Annotated in this window: 21 protein-coding genes; 13 read left to right on the top strand and 8 right to left on the bottom strand. The window is 71.4% G+C overall.

Translation table 11 applies throughout. The features are described 5' to 3' along the window. Positions 1-9: 9 nt before the first annotated feature. The 3 genes from CHC09_RS19555 to CHC09_RS19545 are packed head-to-tail and all read left to right on the top strand — an operon-like array spanning position 10 to position 5407. Positions 10-4038 carry a thioester reductase domain-containing protein gene (locus CHC09_RS19555; RefSeq protein ID WP_342352359.1) on the top strand — a complete coding sequence of 1343 codons (4029 nt, stop codon included), beginning with the start codon at positions 10-12 and terminating at the stop codon, positions 4036-4038. After that, positions 4035-4814 (top strand): thioesterase II family protein, encoded by a 780-nt coding sequence (locus tag CHC09_RS19550; protein WP_089294564.1) that lies wholly within the window; start codon positions 4035-4037, stop codon positions 4812-4814. The genes CHC09_RS19555 and CHC09_RS19550 overlap by 4 nt, the downstream gene beginning before the upstream one ends. Next, entirely contained in the window at positions 4814-5407 is a 594-nt protein-coding gene (locus CHC09_RS19545) for a biotin transporter BioY (RefSeq protein ID WP_089294563.1), read from the top strand. The genes CHC09_RS19550 and CHC09_RS19545 overlap by 1 nt, the downstream gene beginning before the upstream one ends. Positions 5408-5462: 55 nt before the next feature. Here the strand turns inward: CHC09_RS19545 and CHC09_RS19540 are convergent, their stop codons facing one another. Continuing rightward, positions 5463-6302: an NAD(P)H-binding protein gene (locus tag CHC09_RS19540; protein WP_089294562.1), complete on the bottom strand. Its 840-nt coding sequence runs from the start codon at positions 6300-6302 to the stop codon at positions 5463-5465. A 107-nt stretch (positions 6303-6409) separates the two neighbouring features. Here CHC09_RS19540 and CHC09_RS19535 point away from each other — a divergent pair, with 107 nt between their 5' ends. Continuing rightward, positions 6410-6772: a winged helix-turn-helix transcriptional regulator gene (locus CHC09_RS19535; RefSeq protein WP_203833332.1), complete on the top strand. Its 363-nt coding sequence runs from the start codon at positions 6410-6412 to the stop codon at positions 6770-6772. 232 nt (positions 6773-7004) lie between these two features. Here CHC09_RS19535 and CHC09_RS19525 read toward each other — a convergent pair whose 3' ends face one another. From CHC09_RS19525 to CHC09_RS19515, 3 genes are all read right to left on the bottom strand, one after another. After that, positions 7005-7544 carry a hypothetical protein gene (locus CHC09_RS19525; RefSeq protein ID WP_089294560.1) on the bottom strand — a complete coding sequence of 180 codons (540 nt, stop codon included), beginning with the start codon at positions 7542-7544 and terminating at the stop codon, positions 7005-7007. A gap of 247 nt (positions 7545-7791) precedes the next feature. Continuing rightward, positions 7792-10017 carry a carbohydrate-binding module family 20 domain-containing protein gene (locus CHC09_RS19520; protein WP_089294559.1) on the bottom strand — a complete coding sequence of 742 codons (2226 nt, stop codon included), beginning with the start codon at positions 10015-10017 and terminating at the stop codon, positions 7792-7794. Between the two features lie 299 nt (positions 10018-10316). Next, entirely contained in the window at positions 10317-10889 is a 573-nt protein-coding gene (locus CHC09_RS19515; RefSeq protein ID WP_089294558.1) for a copper resistance CopC family protein, read from the bottom strand. Between the two features lie 338 nt (positions 10890-11227). Here CHC09_RS19515 and CHC09_RS19510 point away from each other — a divergent pair, with 338 nt between their 5' ends. Next, positions 11228-11839, top strand: coding sequence for a hypothetical protein (locus CHC09_RS19510; RefSeq protein ID WP_089294557.1), 612 nt, complete (start codon positions 11228-11230; stop codon positions 11837-11839). A gap of 88 nt (positions 11840-11927) precedes the next feature. Here CHC09_RS19510 and CHC09_RS19505 read toward each other — a convergent pair whose 3' ends face one another. Then, complete coding sequence (locus tag CHC09_RS19505; protein WP_089294556.1) at positions 11928-13022, bottom strand: glycosyl hydrolase; 1095 nt, start codon at positions 13020-13022, stop codon at positions 11928-11930. Positions 13023-13285: 263 nt separating this feature from the next. On the opposite strand from CHC09_RS19505, the gene CHC09_RS19500 reads away from it, so the two are divergent. The 8 genes from CHC09_RS19500 to tuf all read left to right on the top strand — a co-directional run bounded on the left by CHC09_RS19500 (position 13286) and on the right by tuf (position 23049). Further along, the gene (locus CHC09_RS19500; RefSeq protein ID WP_089294555.1) at positions 13286-13630 is read left to right on the top strand and encodes a nuclear transport factor 2 family protein; all 345 of its coding nucleotides are present in this window, start codon (positions 13286-13288) and stop codon (positions 13628-13630) included. A gap of 149 nt (positions 13631-13779) precedes the next feature. Further along, positions 13780-15474, top strand: coding sequence for an ABC transporter substrate-binding protein (locus CHC09_RS19495; RefSeq protein ID WP_089294554.1), 1695 nt, complete (start codon positions 13780-13782; stop codon positions 15472-15474). After that, positions 15471-16394, top strand: coding sequence for an ABC transporter permease (locus CHC09_RS19490; protein ID WP_239138707.1), 924 nt, complete (start codon positions 15471-15473; stop codon positions 16392-16394). Before CHC09_RS19495 ends, CHC09_RS19490 begins: the two co-directional genes overlap by 4 nt. Next, the gene (locus CHC09_RS19485) at positions 16391-17380 is read left to right on the top strand and encodes an ABC transporter permease (RefSeq protein ID WP_089294553.1); all 990 of its coding nucleotides are present in this window, start codon (positions 16391-16393) and stop codon (positions 17378-17380) included. The genes CHC09_RS19490 and CHC09_RS19485 overlap by 4 nt, the downstream gene beginning before the upstream one ends. Further along, the gene (locus CHC09_RS19480) at positions 17377-18957 is read left to right on the top strand and encodes a dipeptide ABC transporter ATP-binding protein (protein WP_089294552.1); all 1581 of its coding nucleotides are present in this window, start codon (positions 17377-17379) and stop codon (positions 18955-18957) included. Before CHC09_RS19485 ends, CHC09_RS19480 begins: the two co-directional genes overlap by 4 nt. A gap of 631 nt (positions 18958-19588) precedes the next feature. Beyond that, positions 19589-20752 (top strand): beta-1,3-glucanase family protein, encoded by a 1164-nt coding sequence (locus CHC09_RS19475; protein WP_089294551.1) that lies wholly within the window; start codon positions 19589-19591, stop codon positions 20750-20752. Positions 20753-20861: 109 nt separating this feature from the next. Then, positions 20862-21602, top strand: a complete 741-nt coding sequence (locus tag CHC09_RS19470) for a hypothetical protein (protein WP_179277177.1) — start codon at positions 20862-20864, stop codon at positions 21600-21602. 256 nt (positions 21603-21858) lie between these two features. Beyond that, a complete protein-coding gene (gene tuf / locus CHC09_RS19465) occupies positions 21859-23049 on the top strand; it encodes an elongation factor Tu (protein WP_089294549.1) in 1191 nt (396 codons plus the stop codon). Positions 23050-23258: 209 nt separating this feature from the next. On the opposite strand, the gene CHC09_RS46370 is transcribed toward tuf, so the two are convergent. The 3 genes from CHC09_RS46370 to CHC09_RS19455 all read right to left on the bottom strand — a co-directional run bounded on the left by CHC09_RS46370 (position 23259) and on the right by CHC09_RS19455 (position 26635). After that, complete coding sequence (locus CHC09_RS46370) at positions 23259-23417, bottom strand: hypothetical protein (protein WP_179277176.1); 159 nt, start codon at positions 23415-23417, stop codon at positions 23259-23261. Between the two features lie 127 nt (positions 23418-23544). Continuing rightward, positions 23545-25737 carry a heavy metal translocating P-type ATPase gene (locus CHC09_RS19460; RefSeq protein ID WP_089294548.1) on the bottom strand — a complete coding sequence of 731 codons (2193 nt, stop codon included), beginning with the start codon at positions 25735-25737 and terminating at the stop codon, positions 23545-23547. Positions 25738-25747: 10 nt separating this feature from the next. After that, positions 25748-26635: a hypothetical protein gene (locus tag CHC09_RS19455; protein ID WP_089294547.1), complete on the bottom strand. Its 888-nt coding sequence runs from the start codon at positions 26633-26635 to the stop codon at positions 25748-25750. Between the last annotated feature and the right edge of the window lie 11 nt (positions 26636-26646).

Here is a 26646-nt window from a genome sequence, read left to right as displayed (position 1 = left end):
ATGGACGAGGTGATCCCGGAGTTCGTGGCGATTGTTGCCGGGCTGCGGCTGTCACCGCCGCGGATTCCGCTGGTGTCCAACGTGTCCGGCCGGCTTGCCGGTGACGAGATCTGCACCGCGGAGTACTGGGGTGAGCAGATCCGCAGCGCGGTCCGTTTCCACGACGGCGTCATCACCTTGCAGGAGCAGGGAGTGACCCGGTTCGTGGAGCTGGGACCGGACGCGGTGCTCTCCGCGCTGGTCCAGCAGAGCCTGGAAACCGTCACGGTGGTAGCGCCGACCATGCGCAAGGGCCAGGCCACCTTCCTGACCGCTCTCGCCCACCTGCACGTCACCGGCCGCGACGTCGACTGGTCACCGTTGCTGACCGGCGGGCGCCACGTCGACCTCCCCACCTACCCCTTCCAGCGCAAGCGCTACTGGATCGAAGCGTCCCCCGGGGCGAGTTCCTCCACGCCGGCAGGCGGCATCGCCACGGACCATCCGCTGCTGGGCGTCGCGATGCCGGTGGCCGGCACCGACGAGATGCTGTTCGCCGGTCGATCGTCGGCGGACATCCCCGCCGCGGCGGTCGTCGACATGCTGATCCGCGCCGGTGATCAGGGCGGGTCCTCCACCCTGGAGAGTCTGACGATCGTCACCCCGCTGGTGCGGCCCGCCGGTGTCGCGCTGGCCACCCAGATCCGGGTCGGTGCCCCCGGCCCCGACGGCCGCCGCCCGGTGTCCCTGCACGCCCGCCCCGACGGCGCCGAGGACCCGTGGACCCCGCACGCCCACGGCCACCTGCACACCGGCACCCGGCAGGCCGCCTTCGACCTCAGCGAATGGCCGCCTCCGGGCGCGGAGCCGCAGGAAGCGGAGCTGCCGGCCATGGCCGGGGTCGAGGTGACCGGTGTGTGGCGGCGCCACGACGAGACGTACGCCGGAGTGACCCTCGCCGAGGACACCGACGCCGGCGCGTACGGCCTGCACCCGGCCCTGCTGGACGCGGCCCTGCGGACCGTCGGCGAGATCGGGACCGTGGACCGGGCCGAGTTGTACGCCACCGGCGCCACCACCCTCCGGGTCCGGGTGCTGCCCGCCGGCCCCGGCAGCGTCACCGTGCAGCTGGCCGACCGCACGGGCCGCCCGGTCGCCGTTCTCGAAGGCGTCACCGTGCGTGCCGCCGACGCCGGCGAGCTGGCCGACGCCACGTACCGCCCCGGCGCCAGCATGTTCGCGCTGACCTGGACGCCGGCGACCGCCCGATCGGAGGGCCCGACCCGCTGGGGTGCGCTCGAGGACGGCGTCGAACACCACTTGGCCACGGGCGCCGACGCCGTCCACGCCTACTGCGAACCGCCGTCCGGCCCGCTGCCGGCTTCGGCGCACGAGGCGACCGGCCGGGCGCTCTCCCTCGTCCAGGACTGGCTCGCCGACCCCCGGCTCACCGGGGTGCCGCTGGTGATCATCACCCGCGGCGCGGTGGCCGCCCGCGACGGCGAACCCGTCGATCCCGCCGCCGCGGCGCTGTGGGGCCTGCTGCGGTCCGCGCAGTCCGAGGCGCCGGACCGGATCGTCCTGCTCGACACCGACCACTGGCCGTTGCCGGACGCCACCCTGACGGCCGCGGTGGCCGCCGGGGAACACCAGCTCGCGATCCGCGACGAGACGCCGCTGAAGCCGGCCCTCACCCGGACCACGCCCGGCGCCCCGGCCGCACCCACCTGGCCCACCAGCGGCACCGTGCTGATCACCGGTGGAACCGGCGCGCTCGGGGCCGTCGTCGCCCGGCATCTGGTGTCCCGCCACCGCGTGTCCCGGCTGCTGCTCACCAGCCGTCGTGGCCCGGACGCCGCCGGGGCCGCCCGGCTCCGGCGGGAGCTGCGCGACCTCGGCACCGAGGTGGACGTCGTGGCGTGTGATGTCGCCGACCGAGCCTCGCTGACGGCGGCCCTCGCGACGATCCCGGCCGAGCACCCGCTCACCGCGGTCGTGCACACCGCCGGTGTGGTGGACGACGCCCTGATCGGGTCGCTGACCCCGGAGCGGCTGAGCGCCGTGCTGCGCCCGAAGGCGGACGCCGCGTGGCACCTGCACGAGCTGACCCGGGATCGGCCGTTGACCGCGTTCGTGCTGTTCTCCTCGATCGCCGGCGTGATCGGCGGCGCGGGCCAGGGCAACTACGCCGCCGCGAACGCGTTCCTCGACGGCCTCGCCGCACACCGGCGGGCCCACGGCCTGCCGGCCACCTCGATCGCGTGGGGCCTGTGGGAACAGGACACCGGCATCACCGGCCACCTCACCGAGGCGGACCGCCGCCGGATCGTCCGCGCCGGCTTCCCGCCGATCACCGTGCCGCACGGCACCACCCTGCTGGACGCAGCACTGCGGGCCTCGGAGCCCGCCCTGGTGGCCACCCCGCTCGACGTGGCGGCGCTGCGGGAACGCCGCGATCAGGCCACCCCGCTGCTGCACGCGCTGATCGGTGTTGCGAGCGGCCGGCCGGCCGCTCGCAACACCGACGTCGACTCCCGGGGCCTGGCCGACCGCCTCGCCGTGCTGGCCGACACCGAGCGGGACGCGCTGGTCCGCGACGTGGTGCTGGGCGCGGTGGCCGGGGTGCTCGGGCACCGCGACGTCACCACCGTCGACGCCGACCGGGCCTTCAGCGACCAGGGCTTCGACTCGCTCACCGCGGTCGAGCTGCGCAACCGGCTCACCGCCGAGACCGGGCTGGCACTGCCGCCCACCGTCGTGTTCGACCATCCCACCCCGGTGGGGCTCGCCACGTACCTGCTGGGCGAGTTGAACCGGGCCCCCGGGCAGGCGAACGGGGCGGCCGGCGCCCGGATCGACTTCGCCACGGAGGTCACCCTCGCCGACGACATCCAGCCGGCGGAGACCGTTGTGCACGTCGTCGACGAGCCTCACGAGATCCTGCTCACCGGCGCTACCGGCTTCCTCGGCGCGTTCCTGCTGCGCGACCTGATGCGTGACACCGACGCGCGTATCCACTGCCTGGTCCGCGGCCGTGACGAGGCCGACGCGCTGGCCCGGGTCCGCGAGAACATGCGCTGGTACCAGGTGTGGGACGAGATCGACGAGACGCGGCTCGACGTCATCGTCGGTGACCTCGCCGTGCCCGGCCTCGGCATCGACCCGGACACCTTCGACCACCTGGCCCGCACGGTGGACGTCGTCTACCACGCCGGCGCGACCGTCAACTGGCTCCGGCCGTACACCGAACTCAGGACCGCCAACGTCGGCGGCACGCAGGAGATCCTGCGGCTGGCCGCGCGGCACCGGACCGTGCCGGTGCACCACGTGTCGACGGTCGGCGTCTTCGCCGGGCCGGTCACCGCCGGTGTGCCACTGGCCGTCGACGACCCGACCGGCCCGCCGGAGGCCCTGCCGAGCGGCTACCTGCGCAGCAAGTGGGTCGCCGAGCAGGTCATCGGCATCGCCCGCGACCGGGGGCTTCCGGTCTCCGTCTACCGGGTCGACGTGATCTCCGGGGATCAGCGCAACGGCGCCTGCCAGACCCACGACTTCGTCTGGCTCACCGTCAAGGGCATGGTGCAGGCCGGGGCGGTGCCCGGCGAACTGGCCGGCGCGTACCACCTGGTGCCGGTCGATCACGTCAGCGCCGGCATCGTGGCGCTGTCCCGGAAGGCCGAGGCCGGAGGGCGGACGTTCCACTTCTACAACCGCAGCTCCCTGCCGCTGACCCGGGTCGTCGAGTTGCTGCGCTCCTACGGTTATCCGCTGGCCGACCTGGACCCGGCGGCCTGGAAGACGTCCGTGCAGGCCGACCGGGAGAACGCGCTGCTGCCGCTGCTCGACGCCTTCGAGATGATGATCGCGGACAGCGGCTCGTTCTACCCGTCGATCGACGTCAGCGGCACCGAACAGGCCCTGGACGGCACCGGCGTCACCTGCCCGGAACTCACCGCCGAGCTGTTCGAGCGTTACCTCGACTTCTTCGTGAGCGTCGGATACCTGCCGCCGCCGGCGCCCGCCGGTGCCCTCACCGCACCCGAGAGGACCACGCCGTGACCACGCCGGTCGACTCCGGCCGCTGGCTGCGCCGTCTGCACGACGGTGCGCCCTCCGCCGTCCGGCTCGTCTGCCTGCCCCACGCGGGCGGCTCCGCGAGCTTCTTCTTCCCACTGTCCAAGGCGCTCGCCCCGGCGGTTCAGGTTCTCGCCGTGCAGTACCCGGGCCGGCAGGACCGGCACCGCGAACCCGCCGTCGACGACCTGCACACCATGGCCGACCGGATCACCGACGCCCTGGTCGCCGAGGAGCCCGGGCCGGTGGCCCTGTTCGGGCACAGCATGGGCGCCGTCCTCGCGTACGAGATCGGCCTGCGCCTCGCCGGCGCCGGCCTGCCGGCCCCGCTGCGGATCTTCGCGTCCGGCCGGCGCGCGCCGTCGCGCTACCGCGAGGAGCGCATCCACCTGCGTGACGACGACGGCGTCATCGAGGAGGTCCGGCGGCTCAGCGGTACGAAACGTGACCTGCTCGCCGACCCGGACCTGCTGCGGATGTTCCTGCCGGCCCTGCGCGCCGACTACCGGGCCATCGAGACGTACCGGCATCGGCCCGGTGCCCTGCTCGACTGCCCGATCACGGTCCTGATCGGTACGGAGGATCCCGTGGTGAGCGGGTCCGAGGCGACCACCTGGCGGGAGCACACCACCGGGCCCGTGGACGTGCGGACCTTCAGCGGCGGCCACTTCTTCCTCATCGACCACGCCGCCGAGATCACCGCCCTGCTCGCCACCCTGCCGAACAGCACCTCGCTGCCCGACCTCATGGAGCACCACTGATGTCCGATCTCGTACTTCCCGCGCCGCGGCTCGTCCTGGCCGATCTCCTGAGCGCCCGGCGCTCGGTGGTCCGCGACGGGCTGCTGGTCGTCGGCGCAGCCGCGCTCATCGGGGTCAGCGCCCAGATCAGCGTGCCGATCCCGGGCAGCCCGGTCCCGGTGACCGGGCAGACGTTCGCGGTGCTGCTCGCCGCCGCGGCCCTCGGACCGTGGCGTGGCCCGGCCGCCTGCCTGGCGTACGTCCTCGCCGGTGTCGCCGGTGTGCCCTGGTTCGCCGGCGGATCCGCCGGCCTGCCCGGTGTGACGTTCGGATACCTCATCGGCATGGTTCTGGCCGCTGCCCTGGTCGGGGTGCTCGCCCGTCGCGGCGCGGACCGTACCCCCTGGCGGGTGGCGCCGACGATGCTGCTCGGCAACCTGGTCATCTACGCCGTCGGCGTCACGTGGCTGGCGGTCGCCCTGCACCTGAACGCTCAGCAGGCGATCGCCGCCGGCATGACACCGTTCCTGCCCGGCGACGCGCTCAAGATCGCCCTAGCGGCCGGACTGCTCCCCGCGGCGTGGCGGCTCGGCACCCGGCCCGGCCGTTCCTGACCGGCCTCGCGGTGGTGGAGGGCATGCCACCACCGCGAGGCCGTCGTCCGCCGCGTCAGCGGAAGGCGTCGACGTTGCGCGCGGCCCAGGCGGCGAAGTGACGTGGCGACCGGCCCAGCACCTCCGCCACGTGCGGGCTGATCCGCTGCTCCCGTTCGGTCGGCGCGCCGATGATCGCCAGCGTGCCCTCGACCACCGGCGGCGGCATGAACCGCAGCATCTGTTCGCGGGCCTCCTCCGACGTCTGCTCGACGAAGCCGATCGGCTCGCCGAGCGCGGCGGCGAGGTCGGCAACCCGTTCGCGTGGCGTGCTCAGCGCCGGTCCGGTCAGCTCGTAGGTGCGCCCGTCGTGTGCGCGGTCGCGGAGCGCCGCGGCGGCCACCTCGGCGATGTCGTCCGGGTCGACCACGGGCAGGCCCACGTCGGCGAAGGGTGCGGCCACCGTGCGCCCGGCCCGGATCGGCTCGGCCCAGGCGAAGGTGTTGGAGGCGAAGCCGCCCGGGCGCAGGATCGTCCAGCCGAGGCCGGACCGGCGTACGAGATCCTCGATGGTGCGCAAGGGCGCATGCGATGCGGCTCCCGGCCGGGTGCCGACCGCTTGCGAGGACTGCAGCACGATGCGTTTCACGCCGCCGGCCGCGGCGACCCGCAGGATCGCGGGCATGTCGAGCTGCGCCCCGGCGCCCTCCACGAGCAGGAACAGTGCTTCGGCGCCGGCGACCGCCGGGCGCAGGCTCTCCGGCTGCTCGAGGTCTGCGCGCCGGTGGCGGACCCCGTCCGGCACCTCGAGCGGGCGTCGTCCACGGGACACGGCCGTCACCTCGGCACCCGACGCCGCGAGGATCGACGAGAGCGTGCGGCCGACGTTTCCGGTGGCTCCTGTCACGACAAACATCTGTGGTCTCCAGTTCGGCCGCGTCGTTCGCGCGGCTGACGGAAACGCTAGTAGCGTCGACATAGTAGGTACCTAGAGGATAGTAATGGATGTGTGATGGAGGGCACGTGGAACGATCGACGGACCCCGAGCTGGCCTGCCCGGTCACGCCGGTCATCGACATCGTGTTCAGTCGATGGACCACGCCCATCCTGTGGGTCCTGCACGAGCACGGTCGGCAGCGCTTCGTGGCGCTGGAGCGCCGGCTGACCAGCATCACCCCGAAGGTGCTCACGCAGCGGTTGCGGCAGCTCGAACGCGACGGGCTCGTCACCCGCACCTACCACGCCGAAGTGCCGCCCCGAGTCGAATACGAGATCACCGAGCTGGGTGCCAGCCTCGGCCCGATCTTCGCTCAGCTGACCACCTGGGCCGACGCCGGCCTCGAAGAGGTGGAACGGGCACGGCGCGCCTACGACGCCGCGCAATGACCCGCCTCCCCGGCTCAGAACGCCTACCGTGGGGCCGGACCTTCGTCGAGGGCGAGTTCGTGGAGATGGTCTGCGGCATTCCCGGCTCCCGCACCGAGATCGTCATGCTGAAGTCGCCCGGGGACGGCGCCCGCCTTGGCGGATGGCGTACGTCCGGGGGCCCGAAGGGCTCATCGTCGCGCCGGCCGAGCGCATCGGCTGAGCCGTCGCAATGCGTGATTGCCGGTGCGGCTCACTCAGGGCGGGCGCACGCTCCGGAGAAGTCGCTCGCGAAGTACTCGGCCGTGGCGTCGGGCATGCCGTCGCAGTAGTCGGCCGAATGGGAGCCTTGATATCTCCACCCGTCCGACTCGTGCTTGAATCTCGCGACCTCGTCATCGGCCACCGGCTCACCGTTCGCGTCCTTGATCGACGTCTGGCGGATGAGGACGTAGCCGTCGTAGCACTCAGGCTTGCCCAGGGTCGCGCCCTGCGCCAGCCGGCTGCCGCCGTTCTTGTCGGCCCGCATCGCCGCGAGCAGCGTCTCCACGGTCACCGGGCACACCTGACCGGCCTCGGCGGTGGAACCATCGGTCGCCTTGACCGTAGTTGGCACGACCGTGGTGGCGCCGCCGGTCGCCCCGGTCGTGGATGGCGCCGGCGCGGCCGTGGTGGGGGCGACGGAGCCGGTCGAGGCGTTGGCCGTACCCCCGTCCTCGGTGTTGGAGCACGCGGCGGTGGCAAGGGCGAGAGCGGCGCTGACAATCAGTATCGAGACGGCACGAATGGACAATCTGATGTCTCCAGACAGGGCGAGGAGGGATCGACGCGCCGGAGCATAGGCAGACGGTGCACATTGGAGGATCATGGTTTCGTGCCAGATGGCTGGACGCGCCGACACCGGATGGCCGCGGCGGCGGAGGCCGGCGGCCCGGTGCCGGTGGCGCGGGGCCGGGTGGAGTTACGGGTCGCCCCGGCATGACCGTTCATGATCAGCGCGAAGGGCCCGCACCGAGGTGCGGGCCCTTCGCTGACCGGGGCTACTTCCAGGTGTCGCTGATCGTGTACGACGTGGCGGTGCCGGTGGTGTACGACCGGTTACTGCCGGACTCCCAGGTCACGTTCCCCGAGGCGTCCTTCTTGAGGTACTTGTACTCGAAGGCGGTGCTCTGCGGGACGACCACCGCCTTGCTCCAGGCCGGGTAGCCGGCCGACGAGAGCGGGATCGCATCGGCGGTGTTCCAGCCGCCCAGCGCGGCGATCGAGCCGACCAGGTAGACGTTGGTCCCGGTCGCGGTCGTGGCCGTCTCGTTGAAGGTCACCGCGGTGGCACTGGCGTTCGCTACCCCGAAGCTGTTGTTGAACGTGACCGCCGAGGTGCCGGTGGTCACCGCCCGGTTCGCGTTGCTCTCCCAGGTCACGTTCCCGGACGAGTCCTTCTTGATGTACTTGTACTCGAAGCCGGAGCTGGAGGGTACCGCGACGGTGCCGGTCCAGATCGGATATCCGGTGGCGGAGAGGGCGACCGCTTTCGAGGTGTCCCAGCCACCCAGGGCGGCGTTCGACCCGACCACGTAGACGCCGGTGCCGCTGGTCGTGCTGGCGTAGACGTTGAACGTCGCCTGAACCGTCCCGGTGGTCGAGGTGGGGGTCACGCTCGCGGACGGGCTGGTGGTCGCACTCGCGCTGGCGGACGGGCTGCTGGTCGCGCTGGCGCTGGCGGTCGGCGAGGTCGTGCTCCCCGCCCCGGACTTCGCGCTCACGTCGATCGCCACGGCACCGTTGGCCGGGATGGTCACCGACGCGGTGCCGCCGGAGACGGTGATCGAGGTGCCGGCGCAGCCGCTGGTGGTCGCGCCGCCGGTGATCCGGTCACAGTAGGTGCCGTTGGCCAGGCCGGTCGTGTAGGTCGCGGTGGACGCGCTGCCGGAGCGGTTGACGCCGAACCAGCCGAGCGAGCCGCGGCTGAAACCGATCACGTTGCTGGCGGTGTTGGTCCAGTTCGACACCGTGGTCACCGACTGGGTGGCGTTGCGCCAGCCGACCATGCCCTTGATACCGGTGCTCTGGGTGGAGCACTGCCAGGCGCCGTTCGAGCAGCTGGTGTCCGTGACGTAGCCGTTCGAGTCGGCGGGCGGGGAGGCGCCGGTCGCCGAGGTGGAGAAGGCGAAACCGTCGTAGAGGAACGGCTTGCCGTACGGGTAGGCCAGCAGGAAGTAGTTGGCCAGGGTGTACGTGGAGCCGTCCTGGTAGCGCAGGGTGCTGCCGTTGCGCTCCAGGTCGTGGTTGGTGACCATGGCCGCGGTCAGCGCGCTGGACGCGTCCAGGCTCCACGACGGGATGCCCGACAGGTTGCTGAGCGTGCCGTTGGCGAACTGGGTCTTCAGGCCGTACGCGTAGGAGAAGCCGAGCAGGTCGCCGACGCCGGTGTAGGCGCTCGGCGCGGTGTCCCCGCTGCCGCCCGGGATGACCTCCTGGGCGAAGTACGGGGTCTTGCCCTCGGCGGTGGTGCTGTGCAGCTGCGACTTGATCGCGGACAGGTCGGCGGCGGCCATGTGCTTGGCGGCGTCGACCCGGAAGCCGTCCACACCCCAGTCGATCAGCTTGTTCAGATAGCCGGCGATCTTCGTACGGACCGTGCTGTCCTGCGATTTGAGGTCGGCGAGCGAGACCAGTTCGCAGTTCTGCACCTCGGCCGAGTTGCCGTAGTCGTCGATCACCCCGTCGTCGTCGGAGCAGTAGCCGTCGTTCGGGTGGTGGAAGTCGCTGTACGAGTACGGCACCGCCGGGTACGAGTAGCCGGTCGCGCTGAACGTCGAGCCGCCGTACCCGGTGGTCACGGTGTTGTTCGAGCCGGCCATGTGGTTGATGACCGCGTCCACGTAGACCCGGACGCCGGCGTTGTGGCAGGCGGTGACCATGCTGGTGAACTTGGCCTGGCTGCCGAGGCGGCCGGAGATGTTGTAGGAGACCGGCTGGTACACCTCCCACCACGGGTGCGTGCCGTCGCTGCTGGAGGCGAGCGTGACCGACTCCTGCGGCGGGGCGACCTGGACCGCGCCGTATCCGGCCGGGCCGAGCTGGTTGGTGCAGGCGGCCGCGACGGAGTCGAAGTTCCACTCCCACAGGTTCGCGGTCACGTCACTGTTGTTAAGGGCCACGGCGGCGTTCGCGGTGGTGGCCAGGCTGACGCCGGCCAGGCCCGCGGCGGCCAGCGCGACGCTGGTCACGGAGGTAAGAACCAGGTTGCGGGTTCTCTTACGCATGGTGGGGGCGCTTTCTGCTGGGGACGGGTGGTGAAACTTCTTTCACGTGACGCTTTCAACCCTTGAGCCGGGGATGAGCTGCTGATTTGGAGCGGGTTCGCGCCACATCCGGGGGATCGGCGGGCCTGGTGGGCGGCCGGGGTCCGGAGGGTCCTGCAAGTCCTTGCAACTTGTTTCAGGAAGTTACCAAGCAGTGTCGCGGTCGTAAAGACCATTGACCACTGTTTACAAACCTCACAGGAATGCACGAAAGGGAGGCGCCCCGGACGGGTGCCTCCCTTTCGGACGGTCAGTGGCTTTCAGGCGGAAGTGTTCCGCCGCCGGATGAAGACGAAGACGGCCGCGCCGGCCAGCACCAGGATCCCGATCCCGGCGGCCAGGCCCAGCCACGGGCCGCCGCTGTCGCTGTCGCTCTCCGCGCTCGCCTGCCGCGTCGTCGCGATGGCGACGGGGCTCGCCGCGGTGGCCGAGACCTCCGCGACCGGCACCTCCGAACGGGTCGGCGAGGCCTCCGGCGCGGCCACGGTGAACGTGTACGAGCTCTTGACCACGTCACCGTCGGCCGCGGTGATCTGGTAGGCGACCGTGTACTTCCCGTTCGTCAGGGGCTCGCCGAAGGTGACCGACACGGTCTTCCCGCTGACCTTCGGCTCCGACCCGCCGACGGCCGCACCGTCCGCATTGGTCACGGCGATCTTGGTGCCCGTGTTCAGCTTCTCCAGGAACGTCAGCGTGACCGATTCCGGTGCTTTCTTCACGGTCGCGTTCTTGGCCGGCACCGCCTCGACAAGCGGATTGTGCGCCGCGGCCGGCGCCGCCGGAACCAGCACGGCGAGCACGGTGGCGAGGGCGAGCAGAAGGCGTTTCTTCATGGTGTCAGTAGATCTCTCTCGTCGGGTTGCCGGTTAGTCGGCCCGGACCGCCCGTCGGTTCCCGGCGGCTTCGCCGCTTTCAGAAAAACAAAGCTTTCAGAAAATCAAACCCCTTCGCCGGTACGACCGATGGAGCCCCGTGCCCAGGCCACCGGCCACGCCCCGTGCGATTCCCACGCCACCCGGGCCCGCCGCGCGCCGCAACGCCCCTGACGCGTACTTCGTCCCCGATCGCTCTTAGACGTTTCTTATGCGCCGAACCCCGATCGTCTTAGTTCTCCGAGCGATCCTCGTACTCGGCCGCCCATCACCCCGCGATCGAACCCGGAGTCCCCCCGATGCCTGACGAGAACCCGGCCACTCAGCCGGTCACCCCATCACCCAGGGCCGACGAAACCCGCGACCTCTCCGCCCCGGAGCCGGCCGCCGCGCCCGCCACGACCCCGTCGGCCGAAGGCGAGCCGGCGCCCACCGTGGAGCCGGCCGGGAGCGCCTACGCGTCCACCGTCGCCGGGGAGCCCCTGCCGCCGCCCCCGCCCGGCTGGGCCTACGTGCCGATCGGCACCGGTGGCAACCAGCCGCCGCCCCCGCCGCCGGGGATGGCGTACGTCCCGGCCGGCCCGCCCGCGGGGCCGGGCCGAGCGCGCTGGCGTGGCCGGCGAGCGCCGATCCTGGCCGTCGCGGCCGCCCTGCTGCTCGGCTGTGTCCTGGGCGCGGGCGTCACCGCGGTCGGCGGGGCCGTCGTCGGTCACCACGGCGACCGCCACGGCGGTTTCGACCGCCACGGCCGGTTCGGCCCGGAGGACGAGCGCTTCGGCCGGGGCCCGGGCGGTGGCGACCGTGGTGGTTTCGGCCCCGGGCGGCACGGCGATCGGCGTACGCAAAATGGCGGAAACGCGCCCGGCGTCGCCCCGTCTGCCGCGACCCCCGCCCCGTCGGCGTCGAATTGACCGGAAACTGATCGAGCCGCCCGGCGGTAGGCCGGGCGGCTCGCAGTGGTTCAGGGCCCGGTGTCAGGCCGGGCGGCTCGATGCGGGGTCAGCGGACCGCGACGTTGAAGATCGGGTTCGCGGCCAGCTTGCGGAAGGACGCGAGCGAGGACGGCGAGCTGTCGATGCTGATGTCCCGGTCGCCGAAGGCGTCCTTCTTGGTGTTGAAGTACACGATCGCCTTGACCGCGGGACGCTTGGCCAGCTCCGGCAGGACACTGTTGAACTGCGCCGACTTGTCGGCCACCTTGCCGATGCGGTGGTAGGCACCCCACTCGGCGACCATCACCGGCTTGCCCGGGTGAGTCTTGGTCGCCCAGTCGTAGAAGCCGGTGCCGCCCTTGGCCTTACGGTCCAGCAGGTCCTTGAAGACGCCGGCGTGGTAGTAGTTCTTCTCCGCGCTGACGTACGAGTCCAGGCCGATCCAGTCGACGACGTCGTCGCCCGGGTAGAGGTCCTTCCACCAGTCCCGGGCCATCCACTTCTCGTTGCCCATGTAGGCGACGACGCTGACCGCGTTGTTCACGCCCTTGCCGCGTAGCCGCTGGATCACGTGCCGGTAGGACGCAGCGAAGTCCTTGGCGGTCATGCCCGACTTGGCGTCGGTGCGCACGTCGTCCTCCGGCTCGTGGTTGAGCACCAGGAAGAACTTCTCCGGGAACTTCGTCTTGACCCGCTCGGCGAACGCGTCGATCCGCTTGTCCTGCTTGCCGGCGGCGACGGCGGCCCAGGTCGAGCCGTACTCGACGCGCCAGTTCAGCAGCAGCACCCGCGGGTTCGCCTTGTCCCGGGCCATCGCGATCTCCGCGTCGGTCGGGAACTTCTCGTCGCCCTTGTGGTAGGTGTGGAAGATCGTCGCGGTGCGACCGCTGGTCTTCTCCCAGTTGCGGTGCTCGAGGTCGCGCGGCTTGCCGGTGAAGCCGCCGGCCGCGGCGCCCCACAGCACGCCGCAGGTGGGAACCAGCTTGGCGCCGGTCACGCAGTTCTTCGTCGTGGCGCCGGAAGCGGTGGCGCGGGAGGCGGTAGTGCCGGAAGCGGTGGCGCCGGAAGAGGCCTGAGCGGGCACGGCCACCATCGCCGGACCGAGCGCGGTGGCGAGAGCGGTCAGCGTCAGTACGGTCTTACGCAGCGTCGAGCGGTTCACAGCGAATCCCCCCAGGTAGTCCGGCGGTGTTGCCCGCCGGGCATGCGAAGAAGATTCCGGGAACGGAGTTGTCACGGCGGTGCCCGTAGAGGTGCCCGCCGGTTGCTCTCGGCCGGGTAGTCCCGGCCCACCGGATCGCTCGGGATTAGTTGTCGGCGGCGCTCACCCGTACTTGAGAGAAGTGCGGCCGCTTTCGGAAGTTTGGCGGATGGCTGCGACCGTGGCGATCGACGAGGGCGTCGCATCGATGCCATGGTGCGGGCATGAGCATCAAGGATATTTTCCTGGACGCGTTCGGCCGTTTCGCCGCGGGCGACGTCGAAGTGCTGAAAGAAGTCATCCGCGACGATTTCATCAACCACGACCCGGACAGCCCGCGTGACAAGGAGGCGTGGATCGAGTTCATCAGCACCGGCCCGATCGCGACCTCGACCCTTGACCTGAAGCGCGTGATCGCCGACGACGAGTTCGTGGTCGCCCACTACCGGCTGATCCCGCAGGAGGGCGGGCTCGGCGAGGCGGTCGTGGACGTCTGGCGTTTCGAGGACGATCTGATCGTCGAGCACTGGGATGTAGCCCAGCCGGTGACCGCTCCCGATCAGGTGTGACGCTGTCCCAACGGGGATCGTGCCGGCCGGGCGAGAGTCCGGCCGGAGACGAATTTAAACGATCTGCGTCGATTGTTGCGGGGATAGTGCACTTAGCCTATCGATCCGATAGGTTCACATGCGTTGTGGCTCCGTCCTAAGGAATCCTCATGCGCAGACTCGTGCCCATCGTTCTCGCGGCGACCGTGCTACTCGCCGGTTGCCAGGACGGCGGCGGTGGCGACAGCACCGCCTCGAACGCGGCCTTCGACCCGGCGACCTGCCAGGGTGGCACGCTGACGGTCCTGAACCAGGGCGGGATCACCCACCTCGACCCGGCCCGGCTCTACACCTCCGGCGGTGGCAACGTGCCGTCGCTGCTGTTCCGCACACTGACCACCCGCAACCGGCAGCCCGGCGAGGCCGGCACCAAGCCGGCCCCGGACCTCGCGACCGACCTGGGCACCCCGTCGGACGGCGCGAAGACCTGGACCTACCACCTGCGCGACGGCGTCGCCTTCGAGGACGGCACGCCGATCACCTCGGCCGACGTCAAGTACGGCATCGAGCGCTCGTTCGCCCCGGAACTCCCCGGCGGGGCGCCCTACCTGCGCGACTGGCTCAAGGACGCGGCCGGTTACCAGGGCCCCTACAAGCAGCCGGACGGCATCAAGTCGATCGAGACGCCGGACGCGAAGACGATCGTCTTCAAGCTGAGCAAGCCCGAGGGCGACTTCCCGTTCCTGGCCACCGCCACCCAGTTCGCGCCGGTCCCGAAGGCCAAGGACACCGGCACCGAGTACGAGAAGCACCCGATCTCCTCCGGCCCGTACCGGGTGGAGTCGTACGAGCCGAAGAAGTCCCTGGTCCTGGTCCGTAACACGCACTGGTCGACCAAGATCGACGAGCTGCGCTACGCCTGCCCGGACCGGATCGAGGTCACCTCCGGGCTCGACTCCGCGGTGATCAACCAGCGCCTGGTCACCGGCGCCGGCCCGGACGCCGCCGCGGTCACCACCGACGCGGTCGTCGGCCCGGAGCAGCTCGCCCAGCTCGGCACCGGCTCGGAACTGGACAAGCGGGTCACCCGCGGTGAATTCCCGTCGACCACGTACCTCGCCTTCAACACCAAGAAGGCGCCGTTCGACAACCCGAAGGTGCGCGAGGCCCTCTCGTACGCGATCAATCGCACCTCGGTCGTCAACGCCCTCGGCGGCTCCGCGGTGGTCGGCGCCTCCACCACGTTCCTGCCCCCGCAGAAGGCCCTCGGCCACCAGGCGTACGACTACTTCCCGGCCGGGGAGGGCGGCAACCCGGAGAAGGCCAAGCAGGTCCTCGCCGAGGCCGGCCTCAGCAACCTGACCATCGAGCTCGCCCACCAGAACGACGACAGCGAGGGTGTCGGCCCCAAGGTCGCCTCCGCCATCCAGGAAGCCTTCAAGCAGGCCGGCGTCACGGTCAAGCTGACCGCCATCGACTCCGCGACCTACCGCGACGTCACCGGCAAGCCGGCCACCCAGCCCGGCCTGGCGCTGGCCACCTGGGGCGCCGACTGGCCGTCCGGCGGGCCGTTCCTGATCCCGATCTTCGACGGCCGGCAGATCATCACCGCGGGCGGCAACTTCAACCTGGCCCAGTACAACGACTCCGAGGTCAACGCCGAGATCGACGCGATCAACGCGCTCACCGACCCGGCCGAGGCCGCCGCGCGCTGGGGCGCCCTCGACGCCAAGCTCGGCAAGCTGGCCCTGGTCCTGCCGCTGACCCACGAGAAGGACGTCTACCTCTACGGCAAGAACGTCAAGAACGCGTACGCCGACGGCTGGCGCGGGCAGCTGGACCTCGCCCGGATCTCGGTCAAGTGACGACCGCTCCCTCCGCACCGCCGGTCCCGTCCAGGGCGCTCGCCGCCCTGCGGCGGGACCGCGGTTTCCTCACCGGCGCGGTGATCGCCGGCACCATGGTGCTGGTCGCCGTCACCGCGCCGCTGCTGGCCGCGCTCGCCGGTCAGGACTACACGACGTACCACGACGGGCTGCTCGACTCGGCCCGTGGCGGCGTGCCGATCGGGTCGTTCGGCGGGATCAGCGGCGAGCACTGGCTCGGGGTCGAACCCGGCACCGGCCGCGACCTGTTCGCCCGGGTGGTCTACGGGGCACAGGTGTCGGTCGGTGTCGCGCTCGGCGCCACGTTCCTGGAGGTGCTGCTCGGCGTCGGCTTCGGGGTCGCCGCCGGGCTCGGCGGCCGCTGGCTGGACGCCGGGCTGAGCCGGGTGATCGACCTGGTCCTCTCGGTTCCGGTGCTGGTCATGGCGATCTCGCTGCTCGCGATCGTGCCGCAGGACTGGCCCCGGCCGCTGCTGCTGGCGACCGTGATCGCGGTGCTGGGCTGGGGCGGCACGGCGCGGATCAGCCGCGGCGAGACGCTCACCCTGCGGACCCGTGACTACGTGGCGGCCGCCCAGGTGGCCGGCGCGCCCTGGTGGCGGGTCGCCCGGCGGGAGATCCTGCCCGGCCTGACCGCCCCGATCCTCACCTACGCCGCCCTGCTGCTGCCCACCAACATGGTGGTCGAGGCCGGTCTCTCCTTCCTGGGCGTCGGGGTCCGCCCACCGACCCCGTCCTGGGGCCAGATGCTCTCCAGCGCGACCACCTGGTTCCGGGCCGACCCGTTCTACGTCTTCCTCCCGGGGCTGCTGTTGTTCCTCACCCTGCTCTCCTTCGTGCTGGTCGCCAACGGCCTGCGCCGGGCCCTCGACCCGCGGCAGCGGGAGGTCCTGCGATGATCGGCTATCTGATCCGCCGGATCGCCGGCGCCGCGCTCGTCCTGCTCGCCCTCTCCGCGATCGTCTACGCGCTGTTCTACCTGGCCCCGTCCGACCCGGCGATCCTCACCTGCGGAAAGGGCTGCACCCCGGAACGACTCGCGGACGTGCGCGCGGCGATGGGTCTGGCCGATCCGGTCTGGACCCAGTACTGGCACTTCCTGGAAGGCGTCTTCACCGGACGCGACTACCCGGCCGGTCCGGACGTGCGGCACTGCCCGGCGCCCTGCCTCGGCTACTCCTTCGAGACCGACCAGCCGGTCACCGCCCTGCTGCTGGACCGGATCCCGGTCTCCTTCTCGCTCGCGATCGGCGCCGAGGTGCTCTCGCTGGCGATCGGTGTCGGCGCCGGCCTGCTCTCCGGCGCACGCCGGTTCCGCTGGCTCGATCGCCTGGTCAACGGCCTGGTCCTCGCCGGGTACGCGGTCCCCGTCTTCCTGGTCGGCCTGCTGCTGCTCCTGCTCTTCTGCGTGCACCTGCGGTGGCTGCCGTTCCCCACCTACGTCCCGTTCACCACCAGCCCGCTGCTCTGGGCGCAGAACCTGCTGCTGCCGTGGATCTCCCTCGCGGTGATCCAGACCGCCGCCTACGCCCGGCTGACCCGGGCCGGTCTGCAGGAGACCCTCGCCGAGGATCACATCCGCACCGCACGCGCCTACGGGATCCCGGAGCGCCGGATCCTCCGGCGCCGCGCCCTGCGCGGAGCCCTGCTGCCGCTGATCACGCTGACCGCGGTGGACGTCGCCGCGATCATGACCAGTGCGGTGCTGACCGAGACCATGTTCGGCCTCCCCGGCGTCGGTCAGCTGCTGGTCGGCGCGGTGAACCAGATCGACCTGCCGGTCGTCGTCGGGGTCACCCTGCTCACCGGCCTGATCATCGTGATCGCCAACGCCGCCGCCGACTTCCTCTACGCCGCCGTCGATCCCCGGGTGCAACTGCGATGACTCTGTTGAAAGTGGACGATCTCCGGATCACCTTCAGCGACAAGCCGGCGGTCGACGGGCTCTCCTTCGAGCTGGCGGCCGGTGGGTCGCTCGGCATCGTGGGCGAGTCCGGCTCCGGCAAGAGCACGGCCGCGCTGGCCCTGCTGGGCCTCACCTCCGGGCAGGTCACCGGCGAGATCGCCTTCGACGGGGTAGATCTCCTGGCGAACCCGCCGTGGAAGGAGATCCGCGGTGCGCGGATCACCATGGTGTTCCAGGAGCCGCTCACCGCGCTCAGCCCCTTCCACACCGTCGGTGACCAGATCGCCGAGGTGTACCGGCTGCACACCGGCGCGTCCCGCCGAGCGGCCCGGGAACGCGCGGTCGAGGTGCTCGGCCAGGTGCACATCCCGGACCCGGTGCGGCGGGCCGCGGCGTACCCGCACCAGTTCTCCGGCGGGATGCGGCAGCGCGCGTTGATCGCGATGGCGATCGCCTGCCGGCCCCAGCTGATCATCGCGGACGAGCCGACCACGGCCCTGGATGTGACCGTGCAGGCGCAGATCCTCGACCTGCTCGACGAGGTGCGCGCCACGACCGGGGCGGCGCTCCTGCTGATCAGCCACGACCTCGGAGTGGTGGCCGGGTCGTGCGACTCGGTGATCGTGATGCGCCAGGGGCGGGCGGTCGAGGCGGGCGCGACCGAGCGCGTGCTGCTCTCGCCGCGGCACGACTACACGAAGGCGCTGCTGGACGCGGTGCCCAAGCCGGGAACCCGGAAGCTCGAGCCCGGCGAGCCGCTGCTGCGGGTCAAGGACGTACGCAAGCATTTCCCGCAACCGCGACGCGGCTCGCTGCGCAAGCCGCCGCCGATCCGGGCCGTCGACGGCGTCACCCTGGACGTGCACGCCGGGGAGACGCTCGGCATCGTCGGCGAGTCCGGGACCGGCAAGACCACCCTGGCCCGGATGATGGTCGGCCTGACGTCGCCCACCTCGGGGTCGATCACCTTCGACGGGGTGGACATCGGGCGGCGGCGCGGGCGGTCGGTGCAGATGGTCTTCCAGGACCCGCTGTCGTCGCTGAACCCGCGCCGGACCGTCGGCGAGAGCATCGCCGACCCGCTACGCCTGAGGGGAGTACGCGACCCGCGAGCCGAGGTCTCGGCGCTGCTGGAACGGGTCGGACTGGCGGCTTCCGAGTACGACCGCTACCCGCACCAGCTCTCCGGCGGCATGCGGCAGCGCGTCGGCATCGCCCGGGCCATCGCGCCCGCACCCCGGCTGATCGTCTGCGACGAGCCGGTGTCGTCGCTGGACGTCACCACCCAGGCGCAGGTCCTCGACCTGCTCGAGGAACTGCGCGGGGAGCTCGGCCTGTCCCTGGTCTTCGTCTCGCACGACCTGGCCGTACTGCGCCGGATCGCCGACCGGGTCGCGGTGCTCAAGGACGGCGTCGTCGTGGAGATCGGGCCGACCGCCGAGGTGTACGAACAGCCCCGGCACGCGTACACGAAGGAACTGCTCGCGGCCGTGCCGGTGACCGATCCGGTGGCCGCCCGCCGCCTGCGTGCCCTGCGCTCCACCGTGTCCGGCTGAGCGAGCCCCGGTGCCGCCGGGCGAAGTCCGGCCGGCGCACCGGGGCGGGATGGTGACCGCCGCCGCTTTCGACGCGCTCTTTACAAGGCTGCCCGGGCCGCGGTCGTTGCCGCCGTTCCGGGGTGGGCGCGGACGCTTGCCAGCCACCGTCCGCCTTTGGCCACTGTCCCGGCCGCCGCCTGCGGTCCGCATCCCGGGACGACCCTGCCCGTCCGGCAACCGCGAGCGGCGTCATCGGCCGCAACCCGTCGGCCACACCGTATGGCGACCAACCCCGGCCACCCGGCCACCCGCAAGCAAGCCCCGAAAGGCCGTGCCCCGCCCACCGCCGAACCCAAGATCAACTTGGGCTGAGTGGCATTGAGTCGAGCCCGGCTGGTCCACATGTTGCAAGGGATACCGCCACCGAGCCCAGCCGTTGAACCTGGGCTGGGCCAGGTAGCACGGCCGTTTCGGGACCGTGGGCGCCGGCCGCCTTGCGCCGCGACATCGGTGGAGCGGAAGCTGGCCGACCCCGCCGCGGTTTTCAGGACTGAAACATTTAAGAAACTTTTCCTTGACGTCGATCGATGGCTCAGCAACGCTGAGAGCGCTCTCTCATCCGTTCCCCCAACTGGAAGGGAGTCCCCCTGTGCGCCGAAAACTGGCTGTTCTCGCCGCATCCGTCATCGCTCTGATCGCTACCGCCGCCGCGCCGGCGCAAGCGGTCGGCCCGTCCCCGCTGCCCCTCACCGTCACCAACAACACCGGCCGAGGTGACGCCGTCTACCTGTACGTTCTCGGCACCAACCTGGCCACCGGCAGGCTCGGCTACGTCAACGCCGGCGGCACGTTCACCGCTTGGACCGGTGGCTCGGTCCCGCCGACGGCCGCGCCGGACGTGTCGATCGCCGGGCCGGCCAACGGCGGCAGCAGGACCCTGCAGATTCCGCGCGGGATCTCCGGCCGGGTCTACTTCTCGCTGGGCAAGAAGATCAACTTTTACCTGGTCACCGGCGGTGCCCTGGTTCAGCCCGCGCCGTGGGCGGCCGGCGACACCAACCGGGACACGCTCTTCGACTGGAGCGAGTTCACCTACAACGACGCCGGCCTGTGGCTCAACAGCTCACAGGTGGACATGCTCGGTCTGATCCACAAGGTGCAGGTCACCGGGGCGAACGGGGTCACCACCAGCACCGGCGCGCCGGTCGCCAACGGGCGGCAGAACATCATCAACGGGATCAAGGCGCTGCCGAACTTCGCGAGCCTGGTGCAGACCCGCTCGGACGGGACCGTGCTGCGCGTGCTGGCGCCGGGCAAGGGGCTCGCCAGTTCGGCGTTCTTCGAGCCGTACATCACGAGCGCGTGGAACACGTACGCCTCGAAGACGTTGACCGTGGTGCCCTTCGCCGACCAGCCGGGCGTCAAGTATTTCGGGCGCACCTCCGGCACCGTGATGACCTTCACCAACACCTCCGGGGCGACGGTCGCCACGTTCAACAAGCCCACCCCGCAGAACGTCTGGGAGTGCGCCGGCAACCTGTTCGCGCCGAACGACAACGTGGTCGGGCCGATCGCCCGCACGCTCTGCGCCGCGCTCAACCGCACCACGCTCGGTGCCATCGCCACCCAGCCGAGCACCGATGCGTCGAAGTTCTACGTCACCACCCCGACGAACCAGTACGCGAAGATCGTGCACCAGAACATGGCCGACGGTAAGGCGTACGCGTTCCCGTTCGACGACGTCGGCGGCTTCGAGTCGCTGGTCAGCAGCAACGACCCGCGGTCGGCCGGGCTCACGCTCAGCCCGCTCTGACCGGACCGGGGCGCTCGGCGAGCCTCGGGGGTCGCCGAGCGCCCTGGATCGTGCCCCGGCGGGACGCTATGGTGATCGGCCGGGTGCAGAGCTGAGGGAGAGCACGACGATGAGTATGGGACGTCTGGCCGTAACCGGCGCCGCTCTGTTGGCGCTTGCCGGCCTCAGCGCCTGCGACGACAAGGAGCCGGCCGCCGCGGGCACGCCCGAGGCCACCTCCGCCGCGTCGGCCGCGGCCGCCAAGGAGCTCGCCGCCGCCGCGACCAAGCTCACCGCCTCCAGCGGCAAACTCGACCTCACCATGACCGGCGGGGTGACCGGGACCGGCGCCTTCGACACCAAGCACAAGCTCCTCGACCTGAAGCTGGACCTCACCGGCTTCGGCGACGTCAGCGTCCGGGCGATCGGCGACGACCTGTACGTGAAGGTCAGCGGCAGCCTCGCGAAGAGCTTCGCCGGCGGCGACTGGATGCACCTCGACGCCGCGAAGATGCCCGCCGGCAGCACGCTCAGCCCGGCGAGGATCGACCCGCGGATCGCGGTTCAGGTGCTGACCGAGGCCACCGGCGTGCGCAAGACCGGCGACCGGACCTACACCGGCACCGTCGACAGCGAGAAGCTGCCGCTGACCGGTGGTTTCGCCGCCGCCGACGTGCCGTTCACCGCGGAGGTCGCGCCCGGCGGATATCTGAGCAAGCTGACGCTGGACTCCGAGGCGGTCGTGCCCGGCTCCGGCAAGACCGTCACTTCATACTCGGAGATCGGGGCGAAGGTCGACGTGAAGGCCCCGGCGAAGAGCCAGACCGTGGAGATGCCCGCGAAGACCCTCCAGGCGCTCGGCGGCGAATAAATCGGTCGAGCCGCGGGCGGTTCCTCGTCTAGGTTCACACCCATGTTCGCGTACGGTCGTCAGCTGCCCACCTCGGTGGTGGCTCCCGTGCGCGTCCGTTCCGCCCTCAGCGGCGTCGATACGCGACTCTGACCCTTCCCCATCGGCTGCAGAACCCGGGGAGGGGTCGGTTCGTCGTGCGCGGTTCTGGCGCGCGCCGGTTGGCAGCGGCGCGCGTACCACCCGATGCCTCGCATCCAGTGAGGATTGAAAAACCATGGCCAAGAGCCAGTTCATCCGTACGAAGCCGCACGTCAACATCGGCACGATGGGTCACGTCGACCACGGCAAGACGACCCTGACCGCCGCGATCACCAAGGTTCTCGCCGACCGCGACCCGGCCTCCAACCGGTACGTCGCGTTCGAGGGGATCGACCGGGCCCCGGAGGAGGCCGCCCGCGGCATCACCATCACCATCGCCCACGTCGAGTACGAGACTCCGAGCCGCCACTACGCCCACGTCGACATGCCCGGTCACGCCGACTACGTGAAGAACATGATTACGGGGGCGGCGCAGGTGGACGGCGCGATCCTCGTGGTGTCGGCGCAGGACGGGTCGATGCCGCAGACCCGCGAGCACGTGCTGCTCGCCCAGCGGGTCGGGGTGCCGTACCTGGTGGTGGCGCTCAACAAGAGCGACGCTGTCGACGACCCGGAGCTGCTCGACCTGGTCGAGCTGGAGGTCCGGGAGCTGCTCTCCGAGTACGGCTTCCCCGGCGCCGAGGTGCCGGTGGTCCGGGTCAGCGCGCTCCGGGCGCTCGAGGGTGACCCGCGGTGGGTGGCGTCGATCGTGGGGCTGCTCGACGCCGTCGACGCGTACGTGCCGGTCCCGCCGCGCGAGCTGGGGGAGCCGTTCCTGATGCCGATCGAGAACGTGCTGTCCATCTCGGGTCGCGGCACCGTGGTCACCGGCAAGGTGGAGCGCGGCGAGCTGCGGGCCGGCGAGCCGGTCGAGGTCGTCGGCCTCGGCCCGACCGTCGCCAGCGTCGCCACCGGCCTGGAGACGTTCGGGAAGGTGCTGGACTCGGCGCAGGCCGGCGACAACGCGGCCGTCCTGCTGCGCGGGGTGAAGCGCGAGCAGGTGCAGCGGGGCCAGGTCCTCGCCGCGCCTTCCAGCGTGCGGCCGCACCGGGTCTTCAAGGCGCGGATGTACGCCCTGACCAGTGCCGAGGGCGGCCGGCACACACCGTTCGCCGCCGACTACCGTCCCCAGTTCTACTTCCACACCACGGACGTCTCCGGTGGGCTGGACCTGGGGGAGCGCGACCTGGTGATGCCGGGGGACACCCTGGACGTGGTCACGGTGACCCTGGGCAAGCCGGTCGCGCTCGAGGTCGGTCTCGGCTTCGCGGTGCGCGAGGGCAACCGGACGGTCGCCGCCGGCACCGTGACCGAACTGCTGGACTGACACCGCTCAAGGGGTGTGCCGGGCCGCCCGCCCGGCACACCCCGGGGCTTTGTCGCCATAATCTGCTCTCCGGCTGCCCGGCCGGCGATGTCGTGGGAGGACGCCGTGAAGTCCGGGCGGTCCTGCTGGCGGTCGCGGTGTTCGTGGCCGGGCGGCCGTACCGGGACAGGCTGCGGCGCTCACCGCGGCCGTCCTGAGGAGCCGGCGAATCAGGTCTGGATCGCGCTGCCCGCCCAGAAGATCAGGAAACCGATCACGGCCATCGCGGCCAGGGTCAACCCGACCATGGCGATGAAAGCGCCGGAGAGGCCTACGACCCGGAGCCAGGGTGAGTAAGGCTCATCGGTCTCCTCCTTGAACTCGAACACAACCGGGACTGTACGTGAGAAAACCGCCGAATATCGGATCTACCAGGGGAAACTCACCAAAGTTGGTGACATGTGGACCAGCTGGCCGCGCCGCCGGACGGGGATGTGCTCTTCGTCGCGGCTCGCGTCAGTGGGGTGCGGGCACCGTGGGGGTGAAGGTGCGCAGGCGGAGGCTGTTGGCGACGACGAAGACCGAGGAGAAGGCCATCGCGGCGCCGGCGATCATGGGGTTGAGCAGGCCGGCCGCGGCCAGCGGCAGCGCCGCCACGTTGTAGGCGAAGGCCCAGAACAGGTTGCCCTGGATGATCCGCAGGGTGCGGCGGGAGAGCCGGATCGCGTCGACGGCGACCGTCAGATCGCCGCGGACCAGGGTGAGGTCGGCGGACTCGATCGCCACGTCGGTGCCGGTGCCCATGGCCAGGCCGAGGTCGGCCTGGGCGAGGGCCGCCGCGTCGTTCACGCCGTCGCCGGCCATCGCGACCACCTTGCCAGACTTCTGCAGGCGTTCGATGACGGCGACCTTCTCGGCGGGCAGGACCTCGGCGATCACCTCGTCGATGCCGACCTCGGCGGCGACCGCGCGGGCCACCCGTTCGTTGTCGCCGGTCAGCAGGATCGGGGTGAGACCGAGGCGGCGCAGGCCGGTCACGGCGTCGCGGCTGGTCGGCTTGACCGCGTCGGCGACGGCCAGGACACCACGAGCCTGGCCGTCCCAGCCGGCGACGATCGCGGTGCGGCCGGCCGCCTCCTGTTCGTCCGCGGTCGCCGCGACCTCGGCGGGGATGGTCCAGCCTTCCCGCTCCAGCAGGGCGAGGCGGCCGACGAGGACGGTCTTTCCGGCGGCTTCACCCCGTACGCCCAATCCCGCGAAGCTGGTGAAGTCGCGGACCGCGAGTGGATCGCCGGCCTCGGCGGCGATCGCCTCGGCGATCGGGTGTTCGGACGCCGCCTCGACGGCCGCGGCGAGCTGGAGCAGCTCATCAGGGTCCTGGCCGGGGGCGGGCCGGATGGCGGCCAGGGCCATGCGACCGCTGGTCACCGTGCCGGTCTTGTCCAGGACGACGGTGTCCACGCGGCGCGTCGACTCGAGCGCTTCCGGACCCTTGATCAGGATGCCGAGCTGGGCGCCGCGACCGGTTCCGACCAGCAGCGCGGTCGGGGTGGCCAGGCCCAGCGCGCAGGGGCACGCGATGATCAGCACGGCGACCGCGGCCGTGAAGGCGGCCGTCCAGCCGGCGCCGGTGCCGAACCACCAGCCCAGCGTGGCGACCGCCAGGCCGATCACCACGGGGACGAAGACGCCGGAGACGCGGTCGGCGAGGCGCTGCACGTTCGCCTTGCCGGCCTGGGCCTGCTCGACCATCCGGGCCATCCGGGCCAACTGGGTGTCCGCGCCGACCCGGGTGGCGCGGACGATCAGGCGGCCGCCGGCGTTGACCGTGCCGCCCGTCACCGTGTCGCCCGGCCCGACCTCGACCGGGACGCTCTCCCCGGTCAGCATCGACTCGTCGACCGCGGACGAGCCGTCCTCGACGACGCCGTCGGTGGCGATTTTCTCGCCCGGGCGGACCACGAAACGGTCGCCGGGGGCGAGCTGGGCGATCGGGACCCGGACCTCGGCGCCCTCACGGAGCACCGCGACGTCCTTGGCGCCCAGCTCCAGCAGGGCGCGCAGGGCCGAGCCCGCGCGGCGCTTCGCCCGTGCCTCGAAGTAGCGGCCGGCCAACAGGAACGTGGTGACCCCGGCGGCCGCCTCCAGGTAGATGTTGCCGGCGCCGTCGGTGCGGGCGATGTCCAGCCGGAACGGGTGGGTCATGCCGGGCTCGCCGGCGGTGCCGAGGAACAGCGCCCAGAGCGACCAGCCGAACGCGGCCAGCGTGCCGAGCGAGACCAGGGTGTCCATGGTGGCCGCGCCGTGCCGCAGGTTGGTCCAGGCGGCCCGGTGGAACGGCCACCCGCCGTAGGCGACGACCGGGGCGGCGAGGGTCAGCGACAGCCACTGCCAGTAGGTGAACTGCCAGGCCGGGACCATCGCGAGCACGATCACCGGCACACTGAGCAGGGCGGAGATCAGCAGCCGGGTGCGCAGCGGGTCCGACTCCTCGGCCCGCTCGTCGGACTTCATGGCGGCCGTGTAGCCGGTCTTCTCCACCGTGGCGATCAGGTCGGCCGCGGTCACGCCCTCGGCGACGGTCGCCGTCGCCTTCTCGGTGGCGTAGTTGACCGTGGCGGTCACCCCGGCCATCCGGTTCAGCTTCTTCTCGATCCGCGAGGCGCAGGACGCGCAGGTCATGCCGCCGATCTCGAGTTCGATGAGCATCGCGGGTCCCTCAGTTGTGGGTGTGGCCGGAGCCGGTGGTGGCGGTGAACTCGGCGAGATGGACCTTGCCGCCGTGCTTGAACTCCAGGTAGAGCCGGTAGGCCCCGGCGGACGGAACCTCCGCGTCGACCGTGATGTCCGGCCCGGCGGTGGTGCCCGCCTGCGGATGCAGGTGCAGGTAGGCGAGGTCGCCCTGACGCAGCGCGACCAGGTGGCCGAAGGACCCGAGGTACGGCTCGAGGGTCACCGGTTGCCCGTCCCTGCTGACCGAGACGGTCATCCAGGCGGCCGCCCCGGACTGCGGCTCGCCGGCCCGGGTCACCGTGTAGCCGTCGACCCGGGCCTCCCAGGTGGGTTTCGGCAGCAGCCGGGGCTGGTAGTCGCCGGCGGCGGCGACATCGGCGCCGAGCACGAAGCTCTCCGTGCGGGCGCGAGGGGTGAAGTCGGCGAACACCCGGTACTGCCCCGGGTCGCGGACGGTCAGCGGCGCGGACCAGGTCCCGTCGGCGGCGCGGACCGGATGCAGGTGCTGGTAGCCGGTGAGGTCGCGGCGGACCACGATCAGGTGCAGCTCGGTGCCGCTCGCCGCGGTGTACTGCGTGACCGGCTTCCCGTCCGGCCCGAGGATCCGGAACGCGAACGTCTGCGCCCTGCCCGCGGTGAGCTGGGTGGTCAGCGGGCTGAGCGTGTAGCCGGCCTGGGTGATCTGCAGCCCGGCGGGGAGCGGGGAGCCGGCGTGGCCGGAGTGCTCGGCGGCGGCGGAGGTGTGCGTGCCGGTGTGTGCCGGCGGAGCCGTCGGCGCCTGATCCGGCCCGAAGAGCCGCCCGGCGCCCGCAGCGCCGCCGAAAACGACGACCAATCCCATCGCGTACGCGGTGAGCCGCACCGAAGTCTTCATACCCCCACCAT

It is taken from the genome of Actinoplanes regularis (assembly GCF_900188005.1).
Classification (GTDB): domain Bacteria; phylum Actinomycetota; class Actinomycetes; order Mycobacteriales; family Micromonosporaceae; genus Actinoplanes; species Actinoplanes regularis.
This window is presented reverse-complemented; position numbering and strand designations above follow the sequence as displayed.

What these genes read in the sequence shown, in the direction of transcription:
- CHC09_RS19545 (WP_089294563.1), top strand. Translation starts at nt 4,814, where the DNA reads ATGTCCGATCTCGTACTTCCCGCGCCGCGGCTCGTCCTGGCCGATCTC.
- CHC09_RS19540 (WP_089294562.1), bottom strand. Translation starts at nt 6,302, where the DNA reads ATGTTTGTCGTGACAGGAGCCACCGGAAACGTCGGCCGCACGCTCTCG.
- CHC09_RS19520 (WP_089294559.1), bottom strand. Translation starts at nt 10,017, where the DNA reads ATGCGTAAGAGAACCCGCAACCTGGTTCTTACCTCCGTGACCAGCGTC.
- CHC09_RS19515 (WP_089294558.1), bottom strand. Translation starts at nt 10,889, where the DNA reads ATGAAGAAACGCCTTCTGCTCGCCCTCGCCACCGTGCTCGCCGTGCTG.
- CHC09_RS19510 (WP_089294557.1), top strand. Translation starts at nt 11,228, where the DNA reads ATGCCTGACGAGAACCCGGCCACTCAGCCGGTCACCCCATCACCCAGG.
- CHC09_RS19500 (WP_089294555.1), top strand. Translation starts at nt 13,286, where the DNA reads ATGAGCATCAAGGATATTTTCCTGGACGCGTTCGGCCGTTTCGCCGCG.
- CHC09_RS19495 (WP_089294554.1), top strand. Translation starts at nt 13,780, where the DNA reads ATGCGCAGACTCGTGCCCATCGTTCTCGCGGCGACCGTGCTACTCGCC.
- CHC09_RS19485 (WP_089294553.1), top strand. Translation starts at nt 16,391, where the DNA reads ATGATCGGCTATCTGATCCGCCGGATCGCCGGCGCCGCGCTCGTCCTG.
- CHC09_RS19480 (WP_089294552.1), top strand. Translation starts at nt 17,377, where the DNA reads ATGACTCTGTTGAAAGTGGACGATCTCCGGATCACCTTCAGCGACAAG.
- CHC09_RS19470 (WP_179277177.1), top strand. Translation starts at nt 20,862, where the DNA reads ATGAGTATGGGACGTCTGGCCGTAACCGGCGCCGCTCTGTTGGCGCTT.
- tuf (WP_089294549.1), top strand. Translation starts at nt 21,859, where the DNA reads ATGGCCAAGAGCCAGTTCATCCGTACGAAGCCGCACGTCAACATCGGC.
- CHC09_RS19460 (WP_089294548.1), bottom strand. Translation starts at nt 25,737, where the DNA reads ATGCTCATCGAACTCGAGATCGGCGGCATGACCTGCGCGTCCTGCGCC.
- CHC09_RS19455 (WP_089294547.1), bottom strand. Translation starts at nt 26,635, where the DNA reads ATGAAGACTTCGGTGCGGCTCACCGCGTACGCGATGGGATTGGTCGTC.